The sequence below is a fragment of the Pseudoalteromonas sp. NFXS53 genome (genome assembly GCF_056629255.1).
Genome location: NZ_JBWVBR010000004.1, coordinates 20,225 through 39,843, shown reverse-complemented (window position 1 = coordinate 39,843; position 19,619 = coordinate 20,225). Strand labels below are relative to the sequence as shown.

At 41.8% G+C, this 19,619-nt stretch carries 18 protein-coding genes; 3 read left to right on the top strand and 15 right to left on the bottom strand.

Annotated elements, in window-relative coordinates; genetic code table 11:
- Positions 1 to 104 precede the first annotated feature (104 nt).
- The 6 genes from tyrA to ffh form a co-directional block, all read right to left on the bottom strand.
- Complete coding sequence (gene tyrA, locus AC1HJP_RS06495) at positions 105 to 1,241, bottom strand: bifunctional chorismate mutase/prephenate dehydrogenase (RefSeq protein WP_480361112.1); 1,137 nt, start codon at positions 1,239 to 1,241, stop codon at positions 105 to 107.
- A 197-nt stretch (positions 1,242 to 1,438) separates the two neighbouring features.
- Entirely contained in the window at positions 1,439 to 1,798 is a 360-nt protein-coding gene (gene rplS / locus AC1HJP_RS06490; protein ID WP_058030692.1) for a 50S ribosomal protein L19, read from the bottom strand.
- A 33-nt stretch (positions 1,799 to 1,831) separates the two neighbouring features.
- Positions 1,832 to 2,599 carry a tRNA (guanosine(37)-N1)-methyltransferase TrmD gene (gene trmD, locus AC1HJP_RS06485; RefSeq protein ID WP_138482613.1) on the bottom strand — a complete coding sequence of 256 codons (768 nt, stop codon included), beginning with the start codon at positions 2,597 to 2,599 and terminating at the stop codon, positions 1,832 to 1,834.
- Entirely contained in the window at positions 2,600 to 3,133 is a 534-nt protein-coding gene (gene rimM, locus AC1HJP_RS06480; protein ID WP_480361111.1) for a ribosome maturation factor RimM, read from the bottom strand.
- Between the two features lie 17 nt (positions 3,134 to 3,150).
- On the bottom strand, positions 3,151 to 3,399 hold the full coding sequence (rpsP, locus tag AC1HJP_RS06475) for a 30S ribosomal protein S16 (protein WP_058030695.1): 249 nt from the start codon (positions 3,397 to 3,399) through the stop codon (positions 3,151 to 3,153).
- A 239-nt stretch (positions 3,400 to 3,638) separates the two neighbouring features.
- Positions 3,639 to 5,012, bottom strand: coding sequence for a signal recognition particle protein (ffh, locus tag AC1HJP_RS06470; protein WP_480361110.1), 1,374 nt, complete (start codon positions 5,010 to 5,012; stop codon positions 3,639 to 3,641).
- Between the two features lie 167 nt (positions 5,013 to 5,179).
- Between ffh and AC1HJP_RS06465 the strand changes: the two genes are divergently transcribed.
- A complete protein-coding gene (locus AC1HJP_RS06465; RefSeq protein WP_480361109.1) occupies positions 5,180 to 5,986 on the top strand; it encodes a cytochrome C assembly family protein in 807 nt (268 codons plus the stop codon).
- 61 nt (positions 5,987 to 6,047) lie between these two features.
- Entirely contained in the window at positions 6,048 to 7,316 is a 1,269-nt protein-coding gene (locus tag AC1HJP_RS06460; protein ID WP_421963231.1) for an HlyC/CorC family transporter, read from the top strand.
- A 78-nt stretch (positions 7,317 to 7,394) separates the two neighbouring features.
- On the opposite strand, the gene AC1HJP_RS06455 is transcribed toward AC1HJP_RS06460, so the two are convergent.
- The 3 genes from AC1HJP_RS06455 to AC1HJP_RS06445 form a co-directional block, all read right to left on the bottom strand.
- Positions 7,395 to 8,012 (bottom strand): transglycosylase SLT domain-containing protein, encoded by a 618-nt coding sequence (locus AC1HJP_RS06455; RefSeq protein ID WP_480361108.1) that lies wholly within the window; start codon positions 8,010 to 8,012, stop codon positions 7,395 to 7,397.
- A gap of 116 nt (positions 8,013 to 8,128) precedes the next feature.
- Positions 8,129 to 9,706 (bottom strand): glutamate--cysteine ligase, encoded by a 1,578-nt coding sequence (gene gshA, locus AC1HJP_RS06450; protein WP_480361107.1) that lies wholly within the window; start codon positions 9,704 to 9,706, stop codon positions 8,129 to 8,131.
- A 71-nt stretch (positions 9,707 to 9,777) separates the two neighbouring features.
- Positions 9,778 to 10,716, bottom strand: a complete 939-nt coding sequence (locus tag AC1HJP_RS06445; RefSeq protein ID WP_480361106.1) for an NADP-dependent oxidoreductase — start codon at positions 10,714 to 10,716, stop codon at positions 9,778 to 9,780.
- Between the two features lie 79 nt (positions 10,717 to 10,795).
- Here AC1HJP_RS06445 and AC1HJP_RS06440 point away from each other — a divergent pair, with 79 nt between their 5' ends.
- The gene (locus AC1HJP_RS06440) at positions 10,796 to 12,343 is read left to right on the top strand and encodes a methyl-accepting chemotaxis protein (RefSeq protein ID WP_480361105.1); all 1,548 of its coding nucleotides are present in this window, start codon (positions 10,796 to 10,798) and stop codon (positions 12,341 to 12,343) included.
- A gap of 539 nt (positions 12,344 to 12,882) precedes the next feature.
- Here the strand turns inward: AC1HJP_RS06440 and AC1HJP_RS06435 are convergent.
- The 6 genes from AC1HJP_RS06435 to AC1HJP_RS06410 form a co-directional block, all read right to left on the bottom strand.
- Positions 12,883 to 13,740 (bottom strand): tetratricopeptide repeat protein, encoded by an 858-nt coding sequence (locus AC1HJP_RS06435; RefSeq protein ID WP_480361104.1) that lies wholly within the window; start codon positions 13,738 to 13,740, stop codon positions 12,883 to 12,885.
- Positions 13,741 to 13,795: 55 nt separating this feature from the next.
- Positions 13,796 to 15,742: a DNA topoisomerase III gene (locus AC1HJP_RS06430; RefSeq protein WP_480361103.1), complete on the bottom strand. Its 1,947-nt coding sequence runs from the start codon at positions 15,740 to 15,742 to the stop codon at positions 13,796 to 13,798.
- 91 nt (positions 15,743 to 15,833) lie between these two features.
- Positions 15,834 to 16,823 (bottom strand): hypothetical protein, encoded by a 990-nt coding sequence (locus AC1HJP_RS06425; protein WP_480361102.1) that lies wholly within the window; start codon positions 16,821 to 16,823, stop codon positions 15,834 to 15,836.
- 166 nt (positions 16,824 to 16,989) lie between these two features.
- Positions 16,990 to 17,334 (bottom strand): 4a-hydroxytetrahydrobiopterin dehydratase, encoded by a 345-nt coding sequence (locus AC1HJP_RS06420; protein ID WP_130255287.1) that lies wholly within the window; start codon positions 17,332 to 17,334, stop codon positions 16,990 to 16,992.
- A 10-nt stretch (positions 17,335 to 17,344) separates the two neighbouring features.
- Positions 17,345 to 18,142 (bottom strand): phenylalanine 4-monooxygenase, encoded by a 798-nt coding sequence (phhA, locus tag AC1HJP_RS06415; protein ID WP_480361101.1) that lies wholly within the window; start codon positions 18,140 to 18,142, stop codon positions 17,345 to 17,347.
- A gap of 220 nt (positions 18,143 to 18,362) precedes the next feature.
- Positions 18,363 to 19,541, bottom strand: a complete 1,179-nt coding sequence (locus tag AC1HJP_RS06410) for a trans-sulfuration enzyme family protein (RefSeq protein WP_480361100.1) — start codon at positions 19,539 to 19,541, stop codon at positions 18,363 to 18,365.
- Positions 19,542 to 19,619: the final 78 nt, after the last annotated feature.

Below are 19,619 nucleotides of genomic sequence, written 5' to 3'. Positions count from 1 at the left end.
ATCTAGATAACTGTAAAATCCATAAAGGCGCTGAATGAAGCGCCTTTTTAATATCTTGGTTTTATCCTGTTTTTTAATTAATGAGGAGATAGAAAGAAGTAGAATTATAAATCTAACACTTTGGCGTCATTCGCTTTATTTAGCAAACCACGGCTTTGCTTTAAGAACTGCTCTGCACAGCCCGAGAAATAGTGTTTTGCCTCTGAGAACGAATCAATCAATGCCGCTTTGTCGCCCGCTTTCAGTTTATCCAGTGTCAATTCAAATGTTTCTTGATAACTGGCCAACAGACCTTCAACATCATTAAATTGCGCTAACATAATGTCTGAATATAACTCTGGAGATTGTGCGAACAGCCTACCAACCATCATTAATTCAAGCTGATAGATAGGTGAAGAACAGCTTCTTAGCTCTTCTAAAGTATGGCATTGTTTCGCCAAAAATTGGCCATAGACGAACGTGGTTAAGTGACGCATTACCTGGATGATCTGCATGGCTTGGTCATGCTTTTTCGCATCCATTTCGACTAGCTGGCATCCCCATACTTTTAACTGTTCAAGTAGCCCTGAACATGCTTCAGGCATTCGTCCTTCACAGACCACAATGGTTTGTTTTACCCAATGAGAAATATCAGGACCAAACATTGGGTGAAGACCAACTACAGGACCTGCATGTTTATCCATAAGCACTTTCAAAGGTGCTTGCTTAACGGAGGTAATATCAACTAAAACACAGTCATCAGGTAAAGCTGGTAATGACGAAACGACTTCTTCTAAGGCGTTAATTGGTACACTCACAAGCACCAATTTAGCTCCAGTTAATATTGTTTCTGCATCGGCTTGTTGCGCTCGGTCCAAAATACGAATCTCATACCCTGAGCGAGTAAGCTGCTTAGCAAACAACTGGCCCATCGCCCCTTCACCACCAACAATCACAACTGGTGATAAATCTGGTGCTTTACAGGCTAACTTACCTTGCTGATTTTCGTATGCTTCACGCATCATGCGCCTAAGCATATCTTCAACTAGATCTGGGTTTACGTTGTGTTCTTCAGCCTGCTGCCTTCTCGCTTCGATCAAAAGGCTTTCTCTGTCAGGGGCGTGTAAAGGCGCACCTATCTCTTGTTTGATAGCACCGATTTGAGATGTTAATGCGTTGCGTTTAGCAAGAAGTTGTACGAGCTGACTGTCGCATTCATCAATGCCGGCTCGAAGTTGTGCTAATGTTTGCTCACCCGTCATAACTGTAAACTTTTATAAACACCAGTAAATAAATAATTACAACTAGTCTAACAGGATGGTATGACAGATAAAAGTGAAGGGATGAATTAAATTTAGACTATGACATCACAAAGTGCGATATGTTTTTTTGGGGCATATAAACCAAAACAGGCCACTCAAAGAGTGGCCTGTTTTTAAAGCGTAGTAAAACGCGCGTATTAGTTAAGTTTTTCTTTAATACGTGCTGATTTACCTGAACGCTCACGTAGGTAGTAAAGCTTAGCGCGACGAACTGCACCGCGACGCTTAACTGTGATGCTATCTACTAGTGGGCTGTGCGTTTGGAATACACGCTCAACACCTTCACCGCTCGAGATTTTACGAACTGTGAAAGCTGAGTGTAGACCACGGTTACGCTTAGCGATAACAACACCTTCAAAGGCCTGTAGACGCTCTTTGTTACCTTCTTTAACGCGTACCTGTACAACAACTGTATCACCAGCGCCGAACGCAGGTACGTCTTGCTTAAGCTGTTCAGCTTCAAGCTCTTTAATAATATTTTGGTTTACTTTTGCCATTTTATTTCTCACATTCCTAGGTGTAACTGTCTTCTAGCCACAAGCTTGTTCATGTTCTCGCTGAAATTCAGCAAGTAACATGGCTTGCTCCTCAGTCAGAGCTAGGTTACGCAACAAGTCAGGACGTCTAAGCCAAGTTCTGCCTAATGACTGCTTAAGCCGCCATTTGGCTATCTCTTTATGGTTTCCGCTGAGTAATACAGCAGGCACCTGCTTGCCATCCAATGTTTCTGGCCGTGTATAATGAGGACAATCTAACAAGCCATCCGAAAAGGAGTCTTGCTCAGCTGATTGGTTGTGACCTAAAACACCTGGCACCAAACGCGCAACTGCGTCGATTAGTGTCATGGCTGGTAGTTCACCACCACTGAGAATAAAATCGCCGATGGACCATTCTTCGTCTACATAAGACTCGATGATCCGCTCATCAATACCTTCATAACGACCCGCAACTAATATCAGTTTTTCTGATGCTGCCAATTCAGCTGCACCTTGCTGATCTAGTTTTCGCCCTTGAGGGGACATATAAATTACTTTGGCGTTTTCTCCTGCTGCCGCTTTGGCATCAAGAATGGCTTGTTTTAATGGGTTAACCATCATCAACATGCCCGGACCGCCACCATAAGGTCTGTCATCTACGGTTCTATGCTTATCAGTTGCATAGTCTCGTGGATTCCAACTGTTAAACTCGATTAAACCGTTTTTAACAGCGCGTCCCGTTACGCCTTGCTGGGTAATCGCATCAAACATTTCGGGAAACAGTGAAATAACACCGACCCATAATGGTTTTTGCTGGCTCATTTAAAAGCCTGGATCCCAGTCTACAGTAATTACTTTTTCTTCATGATTAACACCCTTGATAACTGAATCAGTTAAAAACGGAATTAATCGTTCTGATTGGCCAAACGCATCTTTTTTATTTGCTTTCACAACTAAAACGTCGTTTGAACCAGTCTCCATCAAGTCATCGACTGTGCCTAAGTTATAACCTTTATCAGTTACAACAGACATGCCGATAAGATCTCGCCAATAGAACTCACCTTCAGGGAGTTCAGGAAGTTGCGCCGAATAAACTGAAATTTCCACATTGGTCAAAGCCATTGCTTCATCTCGGTCGTTTACTTGCGCAAACTTGGCGATAAAGCCCTTGTTGTGGCGACGCCAGTCACTCACTTCAAGAGATTGCCATTTACCTTGTTGCCCTATCAACCAGGGGCTGAATTCGAAGATCCCTTGGGGATCATCAGTAAATGAATGCACCTTAAGCCAGCCCTTAATACCATAAGGGGCACCAAGCTTACCTACTACAATAATCGAGGTGTTTTCTTGACTCATGGTTACACTTACGCCTATTAAGCCGCTTTACGAGCGTCTTTAACTAACTTAGCTACGCGATCTGAAAGAGATGCGCCTTGACCTACCCAGTGCTCAACACGAGATAAATCTAAACGTAATTTCTCTTCTTGACCCGCAGCGATTGGGTTAAAGAAACCTACTTTCTCGATGAAACGACCGTCACGTGAGAAACGGCTATCCGCAACCACGATTTGATAGAATGGACGCTTTTTAGCGCCGCCACGTTGCAAACGAATAGTTACCATACCGTCCTCAATTAGTTGACTGTTTTCATTAATAAGATTTGCTTCCCATTTTGGGAAGCTGGAGAATTGTACGAGTTTTTTGCCACAATGCAAGTATGAACTGAGGATAAATCGAACTTAGGTAGATTAAATGCTGATCTGAAGCGCAAAAAATCACCGTAACACGCTAATTTTTAATAGGCAATAAAAAAAGAGGCGTTAACCTCTTTTTTTATAATTATTTTTAGCTCAGTACTAATTTAGAACTTTGGGCCACCCATCATGCCCGGTGGCATCATGTTTTTCATGTTGCGCATCATTTTCATCATGCCGCCTTTGCCCTTCATCTTCTTCATCATCTTTTGCATCTGGGTAAATTGCTTAAGCAGTTTATTGACATCTTGTACCTGAGTACCAGAACCCGCTGCAATACGCTTTTTACGAGAACCTTTGATCAAATCAGGACGAGCGCGCTCTTTCGGTGTCATTGAATTGATGATAGCTTCCATTTGATTGAAAGTTTTGTCACCAACCTGATCTTTAACTGCATCTGGCAAGTTTGACATGCCAGGAAGCTTATCAAGCATCCCCATCATGCCACCCATGTTTTTCATTTGACGAAGTTGTTCTGCAAAATCTTCTAGCGTGAAGCCGTCACCTTTAAAGACCTTTTCAGCAACTTTTGCTGCTTTGTCTTTATCGACTTTCATTTCAACTTCTTCGATTAATGAAAGTACGTCGCCCATGCCTAGAATACGGGAAGCAACACGATCAGGGTGGAAAGGCTCTAGTGCATCAGTGCGCTCACCCACACCGATAAACTTAATTGGTTTACCCGTGATATGACGAATTGATAATGCCGCACCACCACGCGCATCACCATCGGTCTTTGTTAGGATCACGCCGGTTAGTGGTAATGCTTCGTCGAAAGCTTTTGCAGTGTTCGCCGCATCTTGACCCGTCATAGAGTCAACAACGAATAAGGTTTCAACAGGATTGATTGCCGCATGAAGGTCTTTGATCTCGTCCATCATGTCGCTATCGACGTGCAAACGACCCGCAGTATCGACAATCACAACATCGATGAATTTCTTTTTCGCATGGCTTATAGCACTGGTTGCAATATCAACTGGCTTTTGTGAAATATCACTTGGGAAGAATTCAACGTCTACTTCACCCGCTAGCGTTTCAAGCTGCTTAATCGCCGCCGGACGATAAACGTCAGCACTCACTACAAGTACTGATTTCTTTTTACGCTCTTTTAAGAATTTAGAAAGTTTACCGACACTGGTTGTTTTACCCGCACCTTGTAAGCCCGCCATCATTACAACAGCCGGAGGTTGCGCAGCTAGGTTAAGCTCTTCGTTGGCTTCACCCATGGCTTTTTCAAGTTCTTCACGTACTATTTTGATGAAGACTTGACCCGGGCTTAAGCTCTTCGTTACTTCAACACCAACTGCACGTTCCTTTACTTGTTTTACAAACTCACGAACAACCGGTAATGCAACATCAGCCTCAAGAAATGCCATACGCACTTCACGGAGGGTTTCTTTAATATTGTCTTCGGTAAGTCGGCCGCGGCCACTGATGTTTTTTAACGTTTTACCTAAGCGTTCTTGGAGATTTTCAAACATGTATTAGGTTCCAATAAATCGTAATTAAGCGCATTATACTGATATGCAGGCTACTAATACAGTATTCAAGTAAAGACAAAGTTTCTTTTTATAACCTCTTTGCAAGAACGGTGGCTTAAAATACAATAGCCTGTAACAAGGATTCTAACCTCTGGACCATATTTAATATGTTGATCATTAGCTTGTCTTTACTTGCCAGTCTTTTATATGTTCTTGCCACTGGGCATGTATTGTCACGTCTATTTCATAAAGAAGGTCCTAGTCACAAGCTAACTGTCTTGCTCAGCACAGGTGCAATCTTGGCGCACATGCTGGTGCTCGTGAATTCGGTGTTTACGCAAGAAGGGCAGGATTTAAGTACCGTTAATGTGGCGTTATTAACTTGCTGGGTGATTGTCGTGAGCGTCACGACTGTGTCATTGAAGTTCCCAGCTACTTTGCTGCTTCCTGTCGTCTATGGCTTTGCTGCTATTTTATTAATTGCCAGTCTGTTCATTCCACATCATATTATTATGCAAAGTATTAATGTGGATTTAGGGCTGGTTGTACATATTTCACTGTCACTGCTCGCTTATTGTATTTTAATTATCGCCACACTTTATGCAGTGCAATTCTTCTATATAGATAAACGCCTTAAAGAGAAAGACCTAGCCATTATGAACAGCCATCTACCGCCACTTATGTTAGTAGAGAGACAACTTTACCAACTGCTTACTGTGGGTACTGGTATTTTTACATTAGCGCTAATGTCTGGATTTATCTTTCTTGAAGGCATGTTTGCTAAAGAGGTCATCCACAAAACCGTGCTGTCTATTGTCGCGTGGTTAGTTTTTGCAATTGTAACCCTAGGCCATCATCGCTTTGGTTGGCGTGGAAAGCCTGTAGTTTTTGCTATTATAGGCGCCTCAAGTTTAGTTACTTTGGCCTACTTTGGTAGCAGATTCATACAAGAAGTAATTCTAGTAAAGTTTTAACTTGACTCAGTACTTTCAGTAACGCTTAATACCTATTCAATATTAGAAAAGGGATCCTCTTTTGGACGACATATCAACCGGTACGCTCTTTGCGATTTTGGGCTTACTTATTTTGCTCTCAGCTTATTTCTCAAGCTCAGAGACAGGCATGATGTCGATAAACAAATATCGACTTAGACACTTAGAAAAAGAAAATCATAAAGGTGCAAAACGCGTAAGTAGCTTACTACAACGTCCTGATAGATTAATTGGTGTCATCCTAATTGGTAATAACCTCGTTAATATTGCGGCCGCTACAGTTGCTGCCATTATTACAGAAAGGTACTTCGGCGATGTTTGGGGTCCTCTTGTCAATACGATAGCGCTCACATTCGTAATTCTAATCTTTGCTGAGGTTACTCCAAAAACACTTGCAGCATTACATCCAGAAAAAGTTGCCTTTCCTAGTTCTGTAATATTGAAAGGCCTCTTAAAGTTGATGTTCCCATTTGTAATTGGATTAAACTGGATCACCAATGGCATTCTTAAACTGTTTGGTATTTCAAACCAAGACATTGAAGAACATAGCTTAAGTAAAGAAGAGCTAAAAACAGTGGTAAATGAGTCCAGTGCATTACTCCCTAGCAATCACCAAAACATGCTGACGTCTATTCTCGATTTAGATCATGTCACGGTTGAAGACATCATGATCCCACGAAACGAAATTAATGCCATTGATATTAATGACGACTGGAAAGACATCGCCAAACATTTAACCAATGCACAACACACTCGCGTATTGTTGTATCGTGACCAGATTGACGATGCTGTTGGCTTTATTCACTCTCGTGATGCACTGCGTCTTCTTACTAAAGAACAGTTCGATAAGCCGTCTCTATTACGAGCAGTGCGTGAAATTTACTATATTCCTGAAGGCACCTCATTAAATACCCAGCTTTTAAAATTCCAACAAAGCAAAGAACGTATTGGCTTAGTTGTTGACGAGTACGGTGATATTCAAGGCTTAGTCACACTCGAGGACATTCTTGAAGATGTTGTGGGTGATTTCACAACAACACAAACTCGTGCAGCGAGTGAAGAAGTTGACGTACAGTCTGACGGCTCTGTGTTGGTTGATGGTACGGCCAACATCCGTGAAATTAACAAAGAAATGGACTGGGAGCTGCCAACAGAAGGCCCTAAAACATTGAGCGGTTTAATTGTTGAGTATTTAGAAGATATTCCTCAAAAGCCTCTGGGAATGAGGATTGCAGGCTACCCGATTGAAATTATCGAGATCAAAGAAAACATGATTAAGCAGGTTAAAGTGTTTCCTGAACAAAGAAAGTGACAACTTTGATTTTATAAATTTTAAAAATTAAAAAAGCCGCATTCGCGGCTTTTTTAATTTATTAATTCTTTTACTAATTTAGCTAAATAACCTCTCAAACCAAGACTTATCTAATTCAGCTTCACATCTTTTTAATTGCGCCCCATAGCGCCCTGCACGATGCTTCACTTTATTTGCCACAGCCATCAGCCATTTTTTCTTTCGATAAGTACCACGCTTATATCCGCCCCACCCTTCGTGATAATTTAGGTATTGAGCATAGGCATCCCATTTAGAAATACCGTTCACTTTATGGGTTTTATTAACAAACCAAGCCATGAAATCAATGGCATCCTCAAAGTCATCTCTATCAGCACCTGAGTTGCCTGTTTCTCGTATGTAGTCTTGCCATGTAGGTGTTTTAGCTTGTGAGTAACCATAGGCAGAACTTGCTCTGCCAATAGGGATAAACCCTAAAAAATACTCCATCGGCGGCGCTGCATCGTGTTTAAACGAGCTCTCTTGATACATCATTGCCATTAACACATGTTTAGGCGAGCCCCACTTATCTTGGGCATCACGGGCATCATAATACCAATCTTCTTTTTCTTCGAAGATCTTACAAATATTATCAGGTTGTTTAGGAGGCGCCGTTGCGCAACCGCTCAAAACCGCGGCGAATGAAAGGGTAAGAAAACTTTTTTTAATTTTTTTCATTTTTTGGTGAACTTATTTAAATTCTATAAGTCAGAGCATATGAATACAGTGGTTTAGCATTGTTTCATCCCTGATTTAATATTTGCGCAGCTAATTTAGCTGCGCTTTTTTTTTGCCTAAGCGTTAGAAAAATAATCATCTAAGAATGCCACAAAAGTCAAATCATCTTCTGCCGCTTTTTGCTGCTGTGCTTGATGAGAACTTATTGCATCAGCATCGAGACTTGAGTTTGAGTAGGTTACAAATGCCTGAGACTGATGCGCTAACTTATACTCATTCGCCAACTCGATTGCATAGCTTCCGCCATCTTGTTGAGTTTGCTTAAGCTGAGATAAGAACTGACCTGAAAGTGTCTTATTTGGATCAGAAATGCATTCACGCCATAGTTTGATTGCACTCTGATACACATTCGAGTCATTTGCATTGTCCATATATTTGGCTACATGCGCTAACTCTGCAAAAATCTCGTCTGCCCATGTTTGCAAAGAAACAGGCGAGCCATCTCGTTGTAGTTCAAGGTCAGCTTTACGACCGAAGTTCACCACTGCTTGTAAGTTTGCTTCTGTTAACCTTTGATCTTCACAGCTTAATACTGGCGCGTCTTTCAGCAGACAATAAGTTAAAAATACATCCAAGAAATGAATTTGCTCTAGACTGATCCCCGTCTGTGAAAAAGGATTAACATCTAAAGCACGGATCTCGACATATTCAATGCCCGCTCTTGCTAAAGCTTGAGTGGGAGTCTCACCGCTCTGTGCATTGCGCTTAGGTCTGATCGGTGAGTAAAACTCATTTTCGATTTGCAGTATGTTTTTATTCAATTGCTGCGGCGTTTCAGATTTATAGTCGGCTAAATCACCATACAAGTCAGAATGACAGCCAATTGCTTCGCGTAAGCCTGCAATGTATTCATCTAGATTGTTATACGTCACTTTTAAAGACGATTGAGCACTGTTGGTATACCCTAAATCGCCTAGTCTTAACGCTGTGCCATGTTCTAAGTAAAGCGTGCCTTTACCCAGAGTCTCAAACGGAAGGTCACTTTTATTGCCCTGCAAGAATGATTTACACAGCGCAGGAGAAGCGCCAAACAGGTAACTGATTAACCATAGCTCACGTTTAAAGTTTCGAATAAGGCCTAAATATTTCTCTGAAATAAAGGCTTGTTTCTCAGCACTGCTTTGTTCAATTTTTTGCAGGCTATCCCACAAGGTATCTGGAAATGAAATATTAAAATGAACACCGGCGATAGCCTGCATCATACTACCGTAGCGATTTTTTAGACCTTCACGATACAGGGTTTTCATTTTACCAATGTTTGATTCGCCAAAATACGCTAGGGCAATATCATCTTGGTTTTCAATAAAACAAGGCATACTCATAGGCCACAAGAGCTCATCACCCATTTTACTCAGGGTGTATTTCTGTAAGTCTTGCAGTTGCGCTAACGTCTCTTTTGGATCTTCACTAACAGGGGTAATAAACTCGAGTAATGATTCTGAAAAGTCAGTGGTGATATGCGAGTTAGTTAATGGATGCCCAGCGTCTTGTGGATGAGGCGTTTTGGCAATAGAGCCATTCGGGTTGATCCTTAATGCTTCTCGCTCAATACCACGCTTGATGCCCTTAATGGCTTGCTGGTGTTCTGCTGCAGAGAGTGCTTCTAAGCGAGTCTTTAATTCTGGTGTATTCAAAAAATTATCCTCAAGCCAATAGGCAATGTTCAATCAATGGGGGCACATCCCCAATACTCAAGCAATAATTATTAACTATGATTAATAATTATCTTGCCGGCATGCTGCCCCGCTTCCATGTATTCATGCGCTTGCTGGATATCTTGCAACGCAAAAGTCGAATCCACATGGATAAATAAATCGCCACCACGATACGCAGTCATCAATTCATTTAGATCAGCTTTATTCTTTTCTACCACAATACCAGAGACCGTTATGTCACTTTGCTGTGCAGCTGCAACGATCTGCTGGGCGCTGATGGTGGGTACAGTCACCACTTCACTGCCTGAGTTTAAATTCGCGACCATTCTCTCGCCGATTTCACCACCGACTAAATCGAGTAGCTGTGCTTGGCGCTTTTGTGAAAAGAATGTCTCATAATCAACAACCTTTACAGCTAACTTTTGTAACAGTTGATGTGAAGGGCGATTACTTACTGCAACCACTTCTTTACCTTGTAATTGGGCTAGTTGGATTGCTAAATGACCCACACCACCTGTCGGTGCATTTATGTAAAGGGTTGACTGTGAGCTTGAAAACTTTTTCAGAGCCTGAATTGCGGTTAAACCTGCTAAAGATAGACCCGCGACTTCTGATTTTTGTTGCACATCAAATGCAATTAATTCGTCTGCTTCAGCAGTAACATAATCAGCGTAACAGCCTGGCTGTTTGGCAAACCCCACCATACCTGCGACAAACTGACCCACTTGCAAATCAGAGACCTGAGCGCCACACTGCTCTACAACACCGTATACGTCATAGCCCAAAGATAAAAATTCATCTGCTTCTTTAGCTTGAGCAACAAAGCCTAAGCCTGCACGCGTTTTCAAGTCGATAGGGTTAATTGCACTGCTATGCACTTTAATAAGCACTTGAGTTTCATTTAACTCAGGTAGAACACATGTTTTTGCCTGAATTTTATCCGCAGCGCCGAATTCATCTATTCCATATTTTATTGCTTGCACAGGCATACTATATTCCTACTATTACACAAAGCGTTATAGCCTTATAATCTAACACAGTTTTACACTGATCCCTATGGAGAAAATCATGCGTCGTGGCCAGTCAATTATCAATGAAGAAGTCACCTTTGATGACTCGCAACAACTTGTCTCTACTACCGATTTACGCGGTGTCACTACGTATGCAAATGCAGCATTTTGTGCCGTTTCAGGGTTTAGTGCCGAAGAGCTAGTAGGGAAAAACCACAATATCGTTCGCCATCCCGATATGCCAAAAGCGGCGTTTAAAGAGCTTTGGGATAAATTAGAACAAGGTCACTCTTGGCGTGGAGTAGTAAAAAACCGCTGTAAAGACGGTCGCTATTACTGGGTAGACGCATTTGTGACACCTATTTTTGAGCATGGCCAGCTCGTTGGCTATCAATCGGTGAGAGTTAAACCTTCTGAGCAGCTTAAGAAAAGAGCACAATCGCTTTATGATGCAATAAATCAAGGTAAAAAGGTTTGGCACTGGCGTGAGCAGATTGCGCTGAGGCAAACCCTTTCGACAATCATTGCTTTACTACTGACGCTTGCTTGTTTTGTATTTTCAGGTTGGCAACTCGGTATTGCGGCTATTGTCACAATGCTGGCCATTTTGTTCATTAACTATGATGAACTGCTTGTGGTGCCTGCCAAGCTCAAATTACAGCAACAGCAATTCGATTCGGTCTCTCGCTATGTCTACTGCGAAGCGACGCCCTTTTCTATCGCTGAATTTAATTTGGGTATGCTGCAAGCCAAGCTTCGAACTGTTTTAGGCCGTATGCAAGATTCTGCGTCTACTTTCAAAAATATCGCAACCGGACTTGATGAAAAGTCTTCAAACACTGAAAAGGGCATTGAAGCGCAAAGTGAGCGCTTACGCTCAATGGCTGCTGCGATGTCGCAAATGAGCCAAACCATCGGTGAAATTTCAAACAACACGGCCGATACCGCCAACAAAGTCGATAGTACGCAGCATCATTGTTTAGAAATTAAAAATACCATGCTCGAAAACGTTGATATGGTCAGCTCGCTTGCCACGCAAGTAGATGAAGCCGCGCAAACAGCAAATTCACTCGCCCAGGAAGCCGATAAGATTGGCCAAGTCATGACTGAAATCGAAGGTATTGCAGAGCAAACTAACTTATTAGCACTGAATGCAGCGATTGAAGCTGCTAGAGCGGGTGAGCATGGCCGAGGATTTGCTGTAGTTGCCGATGAAGTTCGTGCCCTGTCATCTCGTACACAAAGTGCCACCAGCCATATTTACGCATCAATCAAAGAGATACAAGATACTTTGTATAAATGGTCAGAAGTGATGCAGAGCACCAAAGACAGAGCATCAAACTGTGCCGATGCAAGCCAAACCAGCCAGCAGGCCTTAGAAGTGATTTTTGATCAGATCAGTGAAATTGCCAATGCTGCACAAGGTATTTCAACGGCTGCAGAGCAACAACAGATGGTGAGTGTGGAGATTAACGACAACATCACCACCATCACCCATCACGGCAGCGAAAATTTAACCCTAAGTTATAAAGTTGCGGAAGATGCAGCTAAATTGGTAGAAAGTGCAAACAAAATATCTGGTTTGTTACTGACGTTTAAAGTTTAAAATTTTGATAAAAACGCGATATGAAATCGCTGCTACCGTATCCACAATTCGGTAGCACCGACTTTACGTCGGGTTAATTCTAATAATTCAAAAAACGCGATGTGAAATCGCTGCTACTGCGGCCTCGATTCGGTAGCACCGACTTTATGTCGGGTTAATTCTAATAATTCAAAAAACGCGATATAAAATCGCTGCTACTGCGGCCTCGATTCGGTAGCACCGACTTTACGTCGGGTTAATTTTAATAATTTAAAAGGCACGATATAAAATCACTGCTACCGCGGCCTCGATTCGGTAGCACCGACTTTATGTCGGGTTAATTCTAATAATTCAAAAAACGCGATATAAAATCGCTGCTACTGCGGCCTCGATTCGGTAGCACCGACTTTATGTCGGGTTAATTCAAATAACTTAAAAACGCGATGTGAAATCGCTGCTACCGCGCCCTCTATTTGGTAGTACTGATTTTAAGTCAGGCTCTTAAAACAAAAATGGCAGCTAAATCAGCTGCCATTTTTGTGCTTAAAGCTAACTAACTATCAGTATAATAAGCTGTATAACTTTCTACGATATGCACCTGCCAAAGCGTCACCATCTGGAAGGCTCGCAATCAAATCTAGGTAATCCTTTTTCGCAGTACCAAAATTTAAGTCTTTTCTTAGCACAGATAATAATAGCTCAAGCGCTTGCTCTTTCTTACCAGCTTCGGCCAGTAGCGCAGCGAGCTGTGCTTTTAACTCTTTGTTTTCAGGGTCCGCATCTAATTGCTCGGTCAGAGCAATGATCTCTGGAGATTCCTGCGCACTTTGTGCGGCATTTAATTTGGCTTGCAAGTTTTGGTAGTACGGGTCGCGCTCAGATTCGACAACACTATCAAGTAACGCCTGACCATCTTCAAACTTTTGAATTTGAATGCAGATATCAGCCAGTACCAGTTTCACACGGGTATTTTCTGGGTCAATCGCATAGGCTTGCTTGGCATAGTTAAACGCTGCATTTTGATCGTCATTTGCCAGCGCTTGTTTTGCTTGCTCAAGCAATAAAACTTCAGGGCTTGGTAAATGCTCAGCCAATGCCTCTTTAATTTCAGCATCGCTTTTAGGACCTGGTAATACGCCAACTGGCGCGCCATTTTTCAATAACACAATCGTTGGTAACGCTTGTAGGCCTACTTGCTGTGCTAATTGAGATGCCAACGCTTGTTGTGTATCACAATCTACTGTTGCAATGAGTAAGTGCTCTTTGTAGCTTTGTGCAAGCGCAGACAAAATATTCGCTTGTTCAATGCACTCAGGTTGCTGCGCACTGAAGAACGTCATTAAAACCAGTTTATCGGCACTTTGCTCAGCCAAAACCTGCTGGATATTTTCAGGTGTTAATTGAATTTGGTTGTCCATAATTCGCTTCTTAAATCTATGTATTATTCACTATATTGCGACTCTTCTCGCTTTTTCAAGCCTTGCTTTTCGCCCGAGGAGATTTAGCACTGCTTTTACCTTTACTCGCACTGCGCTTACCCTTTTTAAAACGTTTAAAACTGGCTTTCCCCTTGCCTGCTAACCCTTGAAAACTCGCAGTTTGTGTGTCTTGTAATAAGCGATTTAAATGCACTTCAACTGAGCCCATAAACTGATTATACGATTGAGACTTTTGATAAATCTGCTCAAGAGATTGCTCCCAAACAGCAGTCATATCAGGGCGGCCGACACTTTCTGGCAATGCTTTGATGACACTTTGCCCTATTTCGGTAGAATGGATTGCTTTGCCCTTACGCTGTAAATATTGTCTTTTAAAAAGTAGCTCAATGATCCCTGCACGGGTCGCTTCTGTGCCGATGCCGTCGGTCTCTTTCAATATTTTTTTAATTTCTGGGTCGGTCACATAACGGGCTATCCCCGTCATGGCAGCGAGTAAAGTTGCATCGGTAAAGTGCTTTGGCGGCGACGTATGCTTTTCGATAACCTGTGCATCAACACATTGTACTTGCTCACCTTTTTGCAGCATTGGCAACTGAGTAAGCTCAGCCTCTCCTTTTTCTTGCTTGTTGAATAAGACTTCCCAGCCCTTATCAATCAGGCTTTTAAATTTAGAGGTAAATAGCCCACCTTGAATAAGCGTATGTATCTCTCGCTCAGCGTAAACGCTTGGCTCAAAAAATTGCGCTAAGTAGTGCCTTGCAATCAAGTAATACACATTTTGCTCATTTTGATTAAGCGCGCCGCTCGACTTTTTTGAGGTCGGAATAATCGCATGGTGCGCTCCGACTTTGCTGTCGTTCCATGCAGATGACTTTATCTCTAAATTCGCTTTGCCTATAAAAGCACTTAGTTTATCGCTAATGGCATCAATGGCGCCTACTACTGAGCTGCGCTCTTTGTAATGGTCTTTTGGCAAATAACGGCAATCTGATCTGGGATAAGTGATCAACTTATGCCTCTCATACAAACTCTGACAGGTATCAAGTACCAACTGGGCGTTCATGCCAAATACTTTGGCCGCTTCTATTTGTAGAGTCGATAAACTATGCGGCAAAGGGCGTGACTTTTTACTTTGGGTGCTTTTATCTTTGCTCACTTCACCCGGTTGGTTTTTAACTCTGCTCGCCACATTTTCAGCTAAGCCTTTGACCAGCACGCGACCTTCTTCATCCATATAAGGCTGACAGGCTTCGCTTGGTTGCCATTTACCTATATAACTCGCACCGGCTTGGGTATTTAACTTCGCTTCGACTTCAAAAAACGGCTTTGAAACAAAGTTAGCAATTTCCCAATCACGATAAACAACCAAGCCCAATACTGGCGTCTGCACTCGGCCAATTGATAACACGCCTTGATAACCCGCTTGCTGTCCTTTGATGGTGCTCATGCGTGTCATATTAATACCGTAAAGCCAATCGGCACGAGCACGAGACAGCGCTGAAACCGACAGCGATAAAAAATCGAGGTTAGGTTTGAGGTTATTGATGGCCTGTTTGACTGCTGATGGGTTTAAATCGCTTATCAGACAACGAAGTGTTTGCTCTTTTTGTGTTTTAGTGGCGCCGCAAAAATTAATCATTTCGTCTATTAAAAGCTGCCCTTCTCGGTCTGGATCGCCCGCGTTGACAATGGTTTTAGCCGATTTAATTAACTTTTTAACGGTATTAAATTGCTTTTTGGTTTTACTTTTTGCTACTAGCTGCCATTGTTCAGGCACGATTGGCAAATCGGCAATCGCCCATTTTTTAAATTTAGGGTCGTACGCCTCAGGCTCGGCTTGTTCTAATAAATGGCCAATACACCAAGTAACAATATCGCCGTTCGCCGCTTCAATAAAGCCATCGTTATTTTTATGAGGTTTGGGTAGCGCATTGGCAATGGCTCTGCCTAATGACGGTTTTTCAGCGATGTAGAGTTTCATTGTTAGATTTATATACTGTATAAATTAACAGTTATGATAGAGCAAACGCTTGCTAAGTGCAAAACGCTACATTGTGGTTTTCGCATTACATTCAATTGCTTTGTATCACTCTGAAAGGATAAGCTTTCCAAAGTGCATCTTTGAACCCATACTTTTTATTATATTTTTCAAATAATAACTTTCGTGTATGGAAAAGTGCTTGCGCGGGCGCGTTGTTATTACTTAGTTCAGAGAAAAACGTGTTCATTGTCAATGTAGAAGAATCCCCAGCTTCATTATCAAATAAAGGGGCAATGATAAATTGGTTGGAACTGTTAGAGATTTCACTGGCAAAATGAAATGATGAGCCTATCTGACAAGAATCTAAGTACAGCAATTTACTGTTTAATTCCGACAAATCTATGGCCTCTATTTCTTCATCATTAAGTTGCATATAAGCCCCGTCACCTGTTGCAACACCATGCAAACTGAGTAATAAAACTTCTAAATCAATGACCTGTCTTAAATCCGCTTTTGAGCTTTGCTCCATCTCAAAATACTGAGATTTAGGTAGAATTTTATTGAGTAACTTTGAGGCATCATCAGGATCAGTTGTTTTATCTTTTATTATTAAGCCATGTCCTTTTGAATTAAAAGAGTAACTTCTATTAATGTGCACAGGCTTACTGCTGAAAGAAACAGGGCGTTGTAAAAACAATGGTTGGCCATTAAACATGATTAGATCCAATGCAAAGGAAAAACTACCTTCATCTAAGATGAAATGAACATGCGTTGAAGCCTCTAAAAAAGATGTTAATGGCTCAAATAAGGTATATTCATAACTTCCTACTATGTTGTCTATTGCACGTTTATCAACTTCCCACTCATTTAGCCTAGCCAATAGCGTATCAAAGTTAATTTTTGTGGTGCTGATACTTTCATTAAGCGTGAGTCGTTTTTTAGACTTATTAAGTTCAGCCTCAATTATCAATTTCTCTTTTGAAGAGTTAAGCTTGATGTAAAGTACATTTTGAAATGCACTTGAAGAGAAGCTCATTGAAAAAAACAGTGCCAAAATGAGTTTTAAAAATATGCGTGTCATATCTATCCTTGGGTACACCAGATGTTCAGCACTGAATCATAAATCAAGATACATAATTCTTAATAACGTTTTTCTTTTCAAATTGTTTCTGCTTTTCGCTTTAATAATAAATGGCATAAAAAAAGCGCCCGTAAAAGGCGCTTTGGTTAAATGATATGTTGAAGTCTTATAGAGCGTTGAAAACGTCGTCTGTTTTCGCTGCGCATACAAAATCGTTCTTGTGCAGACCTTTGATAGAGTGGCTCCACCAAGTGATTGTCACTTTACCCCACTCTGTTAGAAGACCTGGGTGGTGACCTTCTTCTTCAGCCATGTCGCCCACTTTGTTAGTGAACTCTAATGCCTGCTTGAAGTTTTTGAACTTGAATACACGCTCAAGTTGCATGATGCCATCACGCACTTCAGGAACCCAATCAGGGATCTGCTTAATTAATACCGCTAACTCTTCATCTGACACTTTAGGCGCATCCGCACGACACGCTTCACATTTTTGTGCACTTAAATCAGACATTACAAAATCCTTAACTTGCTAATTTTTCTTTAGGGGGAAACTTTGGCTCAAATAAGCCTAATTCTTTTGCTTCTTGTACTAACGCCATGATATCCATTTGTGAGATATCAAATAAATCATTAATTGAGTTAATTGTGTAGTACACAGGCTGCATAATATCAATGCGGTATGGTGTACGCAGTACATCTAGCACTTCTAGCTTATTAATTTCAGGCGTATCAGAGTAAACATATTGCGTTTCACCCGGGCTTGAAAGGACACCACCGCCATAAATACGTAAACCGTCTTCAGTTTGCATTAAGCCAAACTCAACCGTAAACCAATACAAACGTGCTAAATATACACGGTCTTTTTTCTCAGCGGCATAGCCTAGTTGACCATATTTATGCGTAAACTCTGCAAATGCAGGGTTCGTAAGCATGGCACAGTGACCAAAAATCTCATGGAAAATATCAGGCTCTTGCAGATAATCAAACTCTTCACGAGAGCGAATAAAGGTTGCTACCGGGAACTTTTTGTTTGCCAATAGTCTGAAGAATTCATCAAAATCAATCAGTGCAGGTACAGGCTCAACTTGCCAACCTGTTTCACGACCAAGGGCTTCGTTTAACTCATGAAGCTGAGGGATTCGGTCGTGCGGTAAATTTATTTTCTCAAGGCCTTCCATGTACTCGTTGCATGCTTTGCCTTCAATGCACTTTAATTGACGTGCAACCAACTCAGACCATATTTTATTTTCTTCTTCGGTCCAAGCGATGATGCCATTTTCATCAGGTTGCTTTGATACATATTTACTTGCTTTAGCCATAATAACCTTCGCTGTTAGTTCGCTCTTGCCCCAGCTTGAGCGCTTCAACTTGTTGACTTGATACTAGGGAAAAGTAAGCAAAAGATTAATAGATGAGATGTTTCAAGCAATCCTGAAAACTCAATTTTTTGGAATCTTTTATTTACACCACCGTACACCAAACAAAACAGCAAATAAAAAAGGGGCGACAAAGCCCCCCTTTTGTACATTTTTAATTACACTAAATTTGCTTAAATGCCTGTTCTAGGTCAGCAATGATGTCGTTAACATCTTCTAAACCAACAGAAATTCGGATCAAACCATCAGAAATGCCCGCAGCTTCACGCTCTTCTTTGGTATACGGCGAGTGTGTCATTGAGGCTGGATGCTGAATGAGTGTTTCTGGATCGCCTAAGCTCACCGCTAACGTACAAAGTTCAGTCGCGTTAATAAAACGCTCACCTTGCTCTAAGGTACCATCGATCTCAAAGGCAATAACGCCACCAGCCCCTTTCATTTGCTCACCTAAGAATTTGTAACCCGGGTGAGAGGGTAAACCAGGGTAATACACTTCACTGACTTTAGAATGCGCATCTAAGAACTCAGCGACTTTTTGTGCACTTTGGCAGTGTCTGTCAACACGCACAGCCAGTGTTTTGAGACCTCGATTGATCAACCAAGCATCATGCGGACTGATGGTCGCACCAATATCTTTTAATACCGTAAGTTTTATCAACTCTATGTGTTCTTGCGAACCACATACCGCACCTGCAACGACATCACCATGACCGTTAAGATATTTAGTTGCACTGTGGATCACGATATCTATGCCAAAGTGCTTTGGCTTTTGCAGTAACGGTGTCATAAAGGTGTTATCCACCACGCTGATTAAACTATGCTTTTTAGCAAACTGACCTAGCATCGCTAAATCAATCACCGTCATATTTGGGTTGATCGGTGTTTCAGCAAATACCATTTTGGTGTTTGGCTTCACAGCGGCATAAAGCTCTGCTTCGTTGGTCATATCTACAAATGACACTTCAATGCCCCACTTAGGCAGCATGTGAGAAAACAGCGCAAAACTACAACCATATAATGCGCTAGATGCAATTAAATGATCGCCTTGCTCTAAAAAGCTCAGTACAGAAGCAGATACCGCCCCCATGCCTGTTGCAGTTGCTGCAGCATCTTCCATCTCTTCAAGCTGCGCGAGCTTTTGTTCAAGCTCACGGGTAGTTGGGTTGCCAAGGCGCGTATAAATGTAACCCGCTTCTTCACCTGCAAAACGTGCAGCACCTTGAGCAGCGTCTTTAAATTGAAAAGTAGATGTTTGATATAGTGGCGCGGTTAACGCGCCATGTGGGTCGTCAAAATGGACAGGACTATGGATGCAATTGGTGTTGTCATGATACTTCGTCATTTTATTGCCTATGAATTTATTATTAGTCTGTTGATGAACTAATAAATAATCCAGCAAGTAAAATTCCACAAGCAAGCC

What these genes read in the sequence shown, in the direction of transcription:
- tyrA (WP_480361112.1), bottom strand. Translation starts at nt 1,241, where the DNA reads ATGACGGGTGAGCAAACATTAGCACAACTTCGAGCCGGCATTGATGAA.
- rplS (WP_058030692.1), bottom strand. Translation starts at nt 1,798, where the DNA reads ATGGCAAAAGTAAACCAAAATATTATTAAAGAGCTTGAAGCTGAACAG.
- trmD (WP_138482613.1), bottom strand. Translation starts at nt 2,599, where the DNA reads ATGAGCCAGCAAAAACCATTATGGGTCGGTGTTATTTCACTGTTTCCC.
- rimM (WP_480361111.1), bottom strand. Translation starts at nt 3,133, where the DNA reads ATGAGTCAAGAAAACACCTCGATTATTGTAGTAGGTAAGCTTGGTGCC.
- rpsP (WP_058030695.1), bottom strand. Translation starts at nt 3,399, where the DNA reads ATGGTAACTATTCGTTTGCAACGTGGCGGCGCTAAAAAGCGTCCATTC.
- ffh (WP_480361110.1), bottom strand. Translation starts at nt 5,012, where the DNA reads ATGTTTGAAAATCTCCAAGAACGCTTAGGTAAAACGTTAAAAAACATC.
- AC1HJP_RS06465 (WP_480361109.1), top strand. Translation starts at nt 5,180, where the DNA reads ATGTTGATCATTAGCTTGTCTTTACTTGCCAGTCTTTTATATGTTCTT.
- AC1HJP_RS06455 (WP_480361108.1), bottom strand. Translation starts at nt 8,012, where the DNA reads ATGAAAAAAATTAAAAAAAGTTTTCTTACCCTTTCATTCGCCGCGGTT.
- AC1HJP_RS06445 (WP_480361106.1), bottom strand. Translation starts at nt 10,716, where the DNA reads ATGCCTGTGCAAGCAATAAAATATGGAATAGATGAATTCGGCGCTGCG.
- AC1HJP_RS06440 (WP_480361105.1), top strand. Translation starts at nt 10,796, where the DNA reads ATGCGTCGTGGCCAGTCAATTATCAATGAAGAAGTCACCTTTGATGAC.
- AC1HJP_RS06435 (WP_480361104.1), bottom strand. Translation starts at nt 13,740, where the DNA reads ATGGACAACCAAATTCAATTAACACCTGAAAATATCCAGCAGGTTTTG.
- AC1HJP_RS06430 (WP_480361103.1), bottom strand. Translation starts at nt 15,742, where the DNA reads ATGAAACTCTACATCGCTGAAAAACCGTCATTAGGCAGAGCCATTGCC.
- AC1HJP_RS06425 (WP_480361102.1), bottom strand. Translation starts at nt 16,823, where the DNA reads ATGACACGCATATTTTTAAAACTCATTTTGGCACTGTTTTTTTCAATG.
- AC1HJP_RS06420 (WP_130255287.1), bottom strand. Translation starts at nt 17,334, where the DNA reads ATGTCTGATTTAAGTGCACAAAAATGTGAAGCGTGTCGTGCGGATGCG.
- phhA (WP_480361101.1), bottom strand. Translation starts at nt 18,142, where the DNA reads ATGGCTAAAGCAAGTAAATATGTATCAAAGCAACCTGATGAAAATGGC.
- AC1HJP_RS06410 (WP_480361100.1), bottom strand. Translation starts at nt 19,541, where the DNA reads ATGACGAAGTATCATGACAACACCAATTGCATCCATAGTCCTGTCCAT.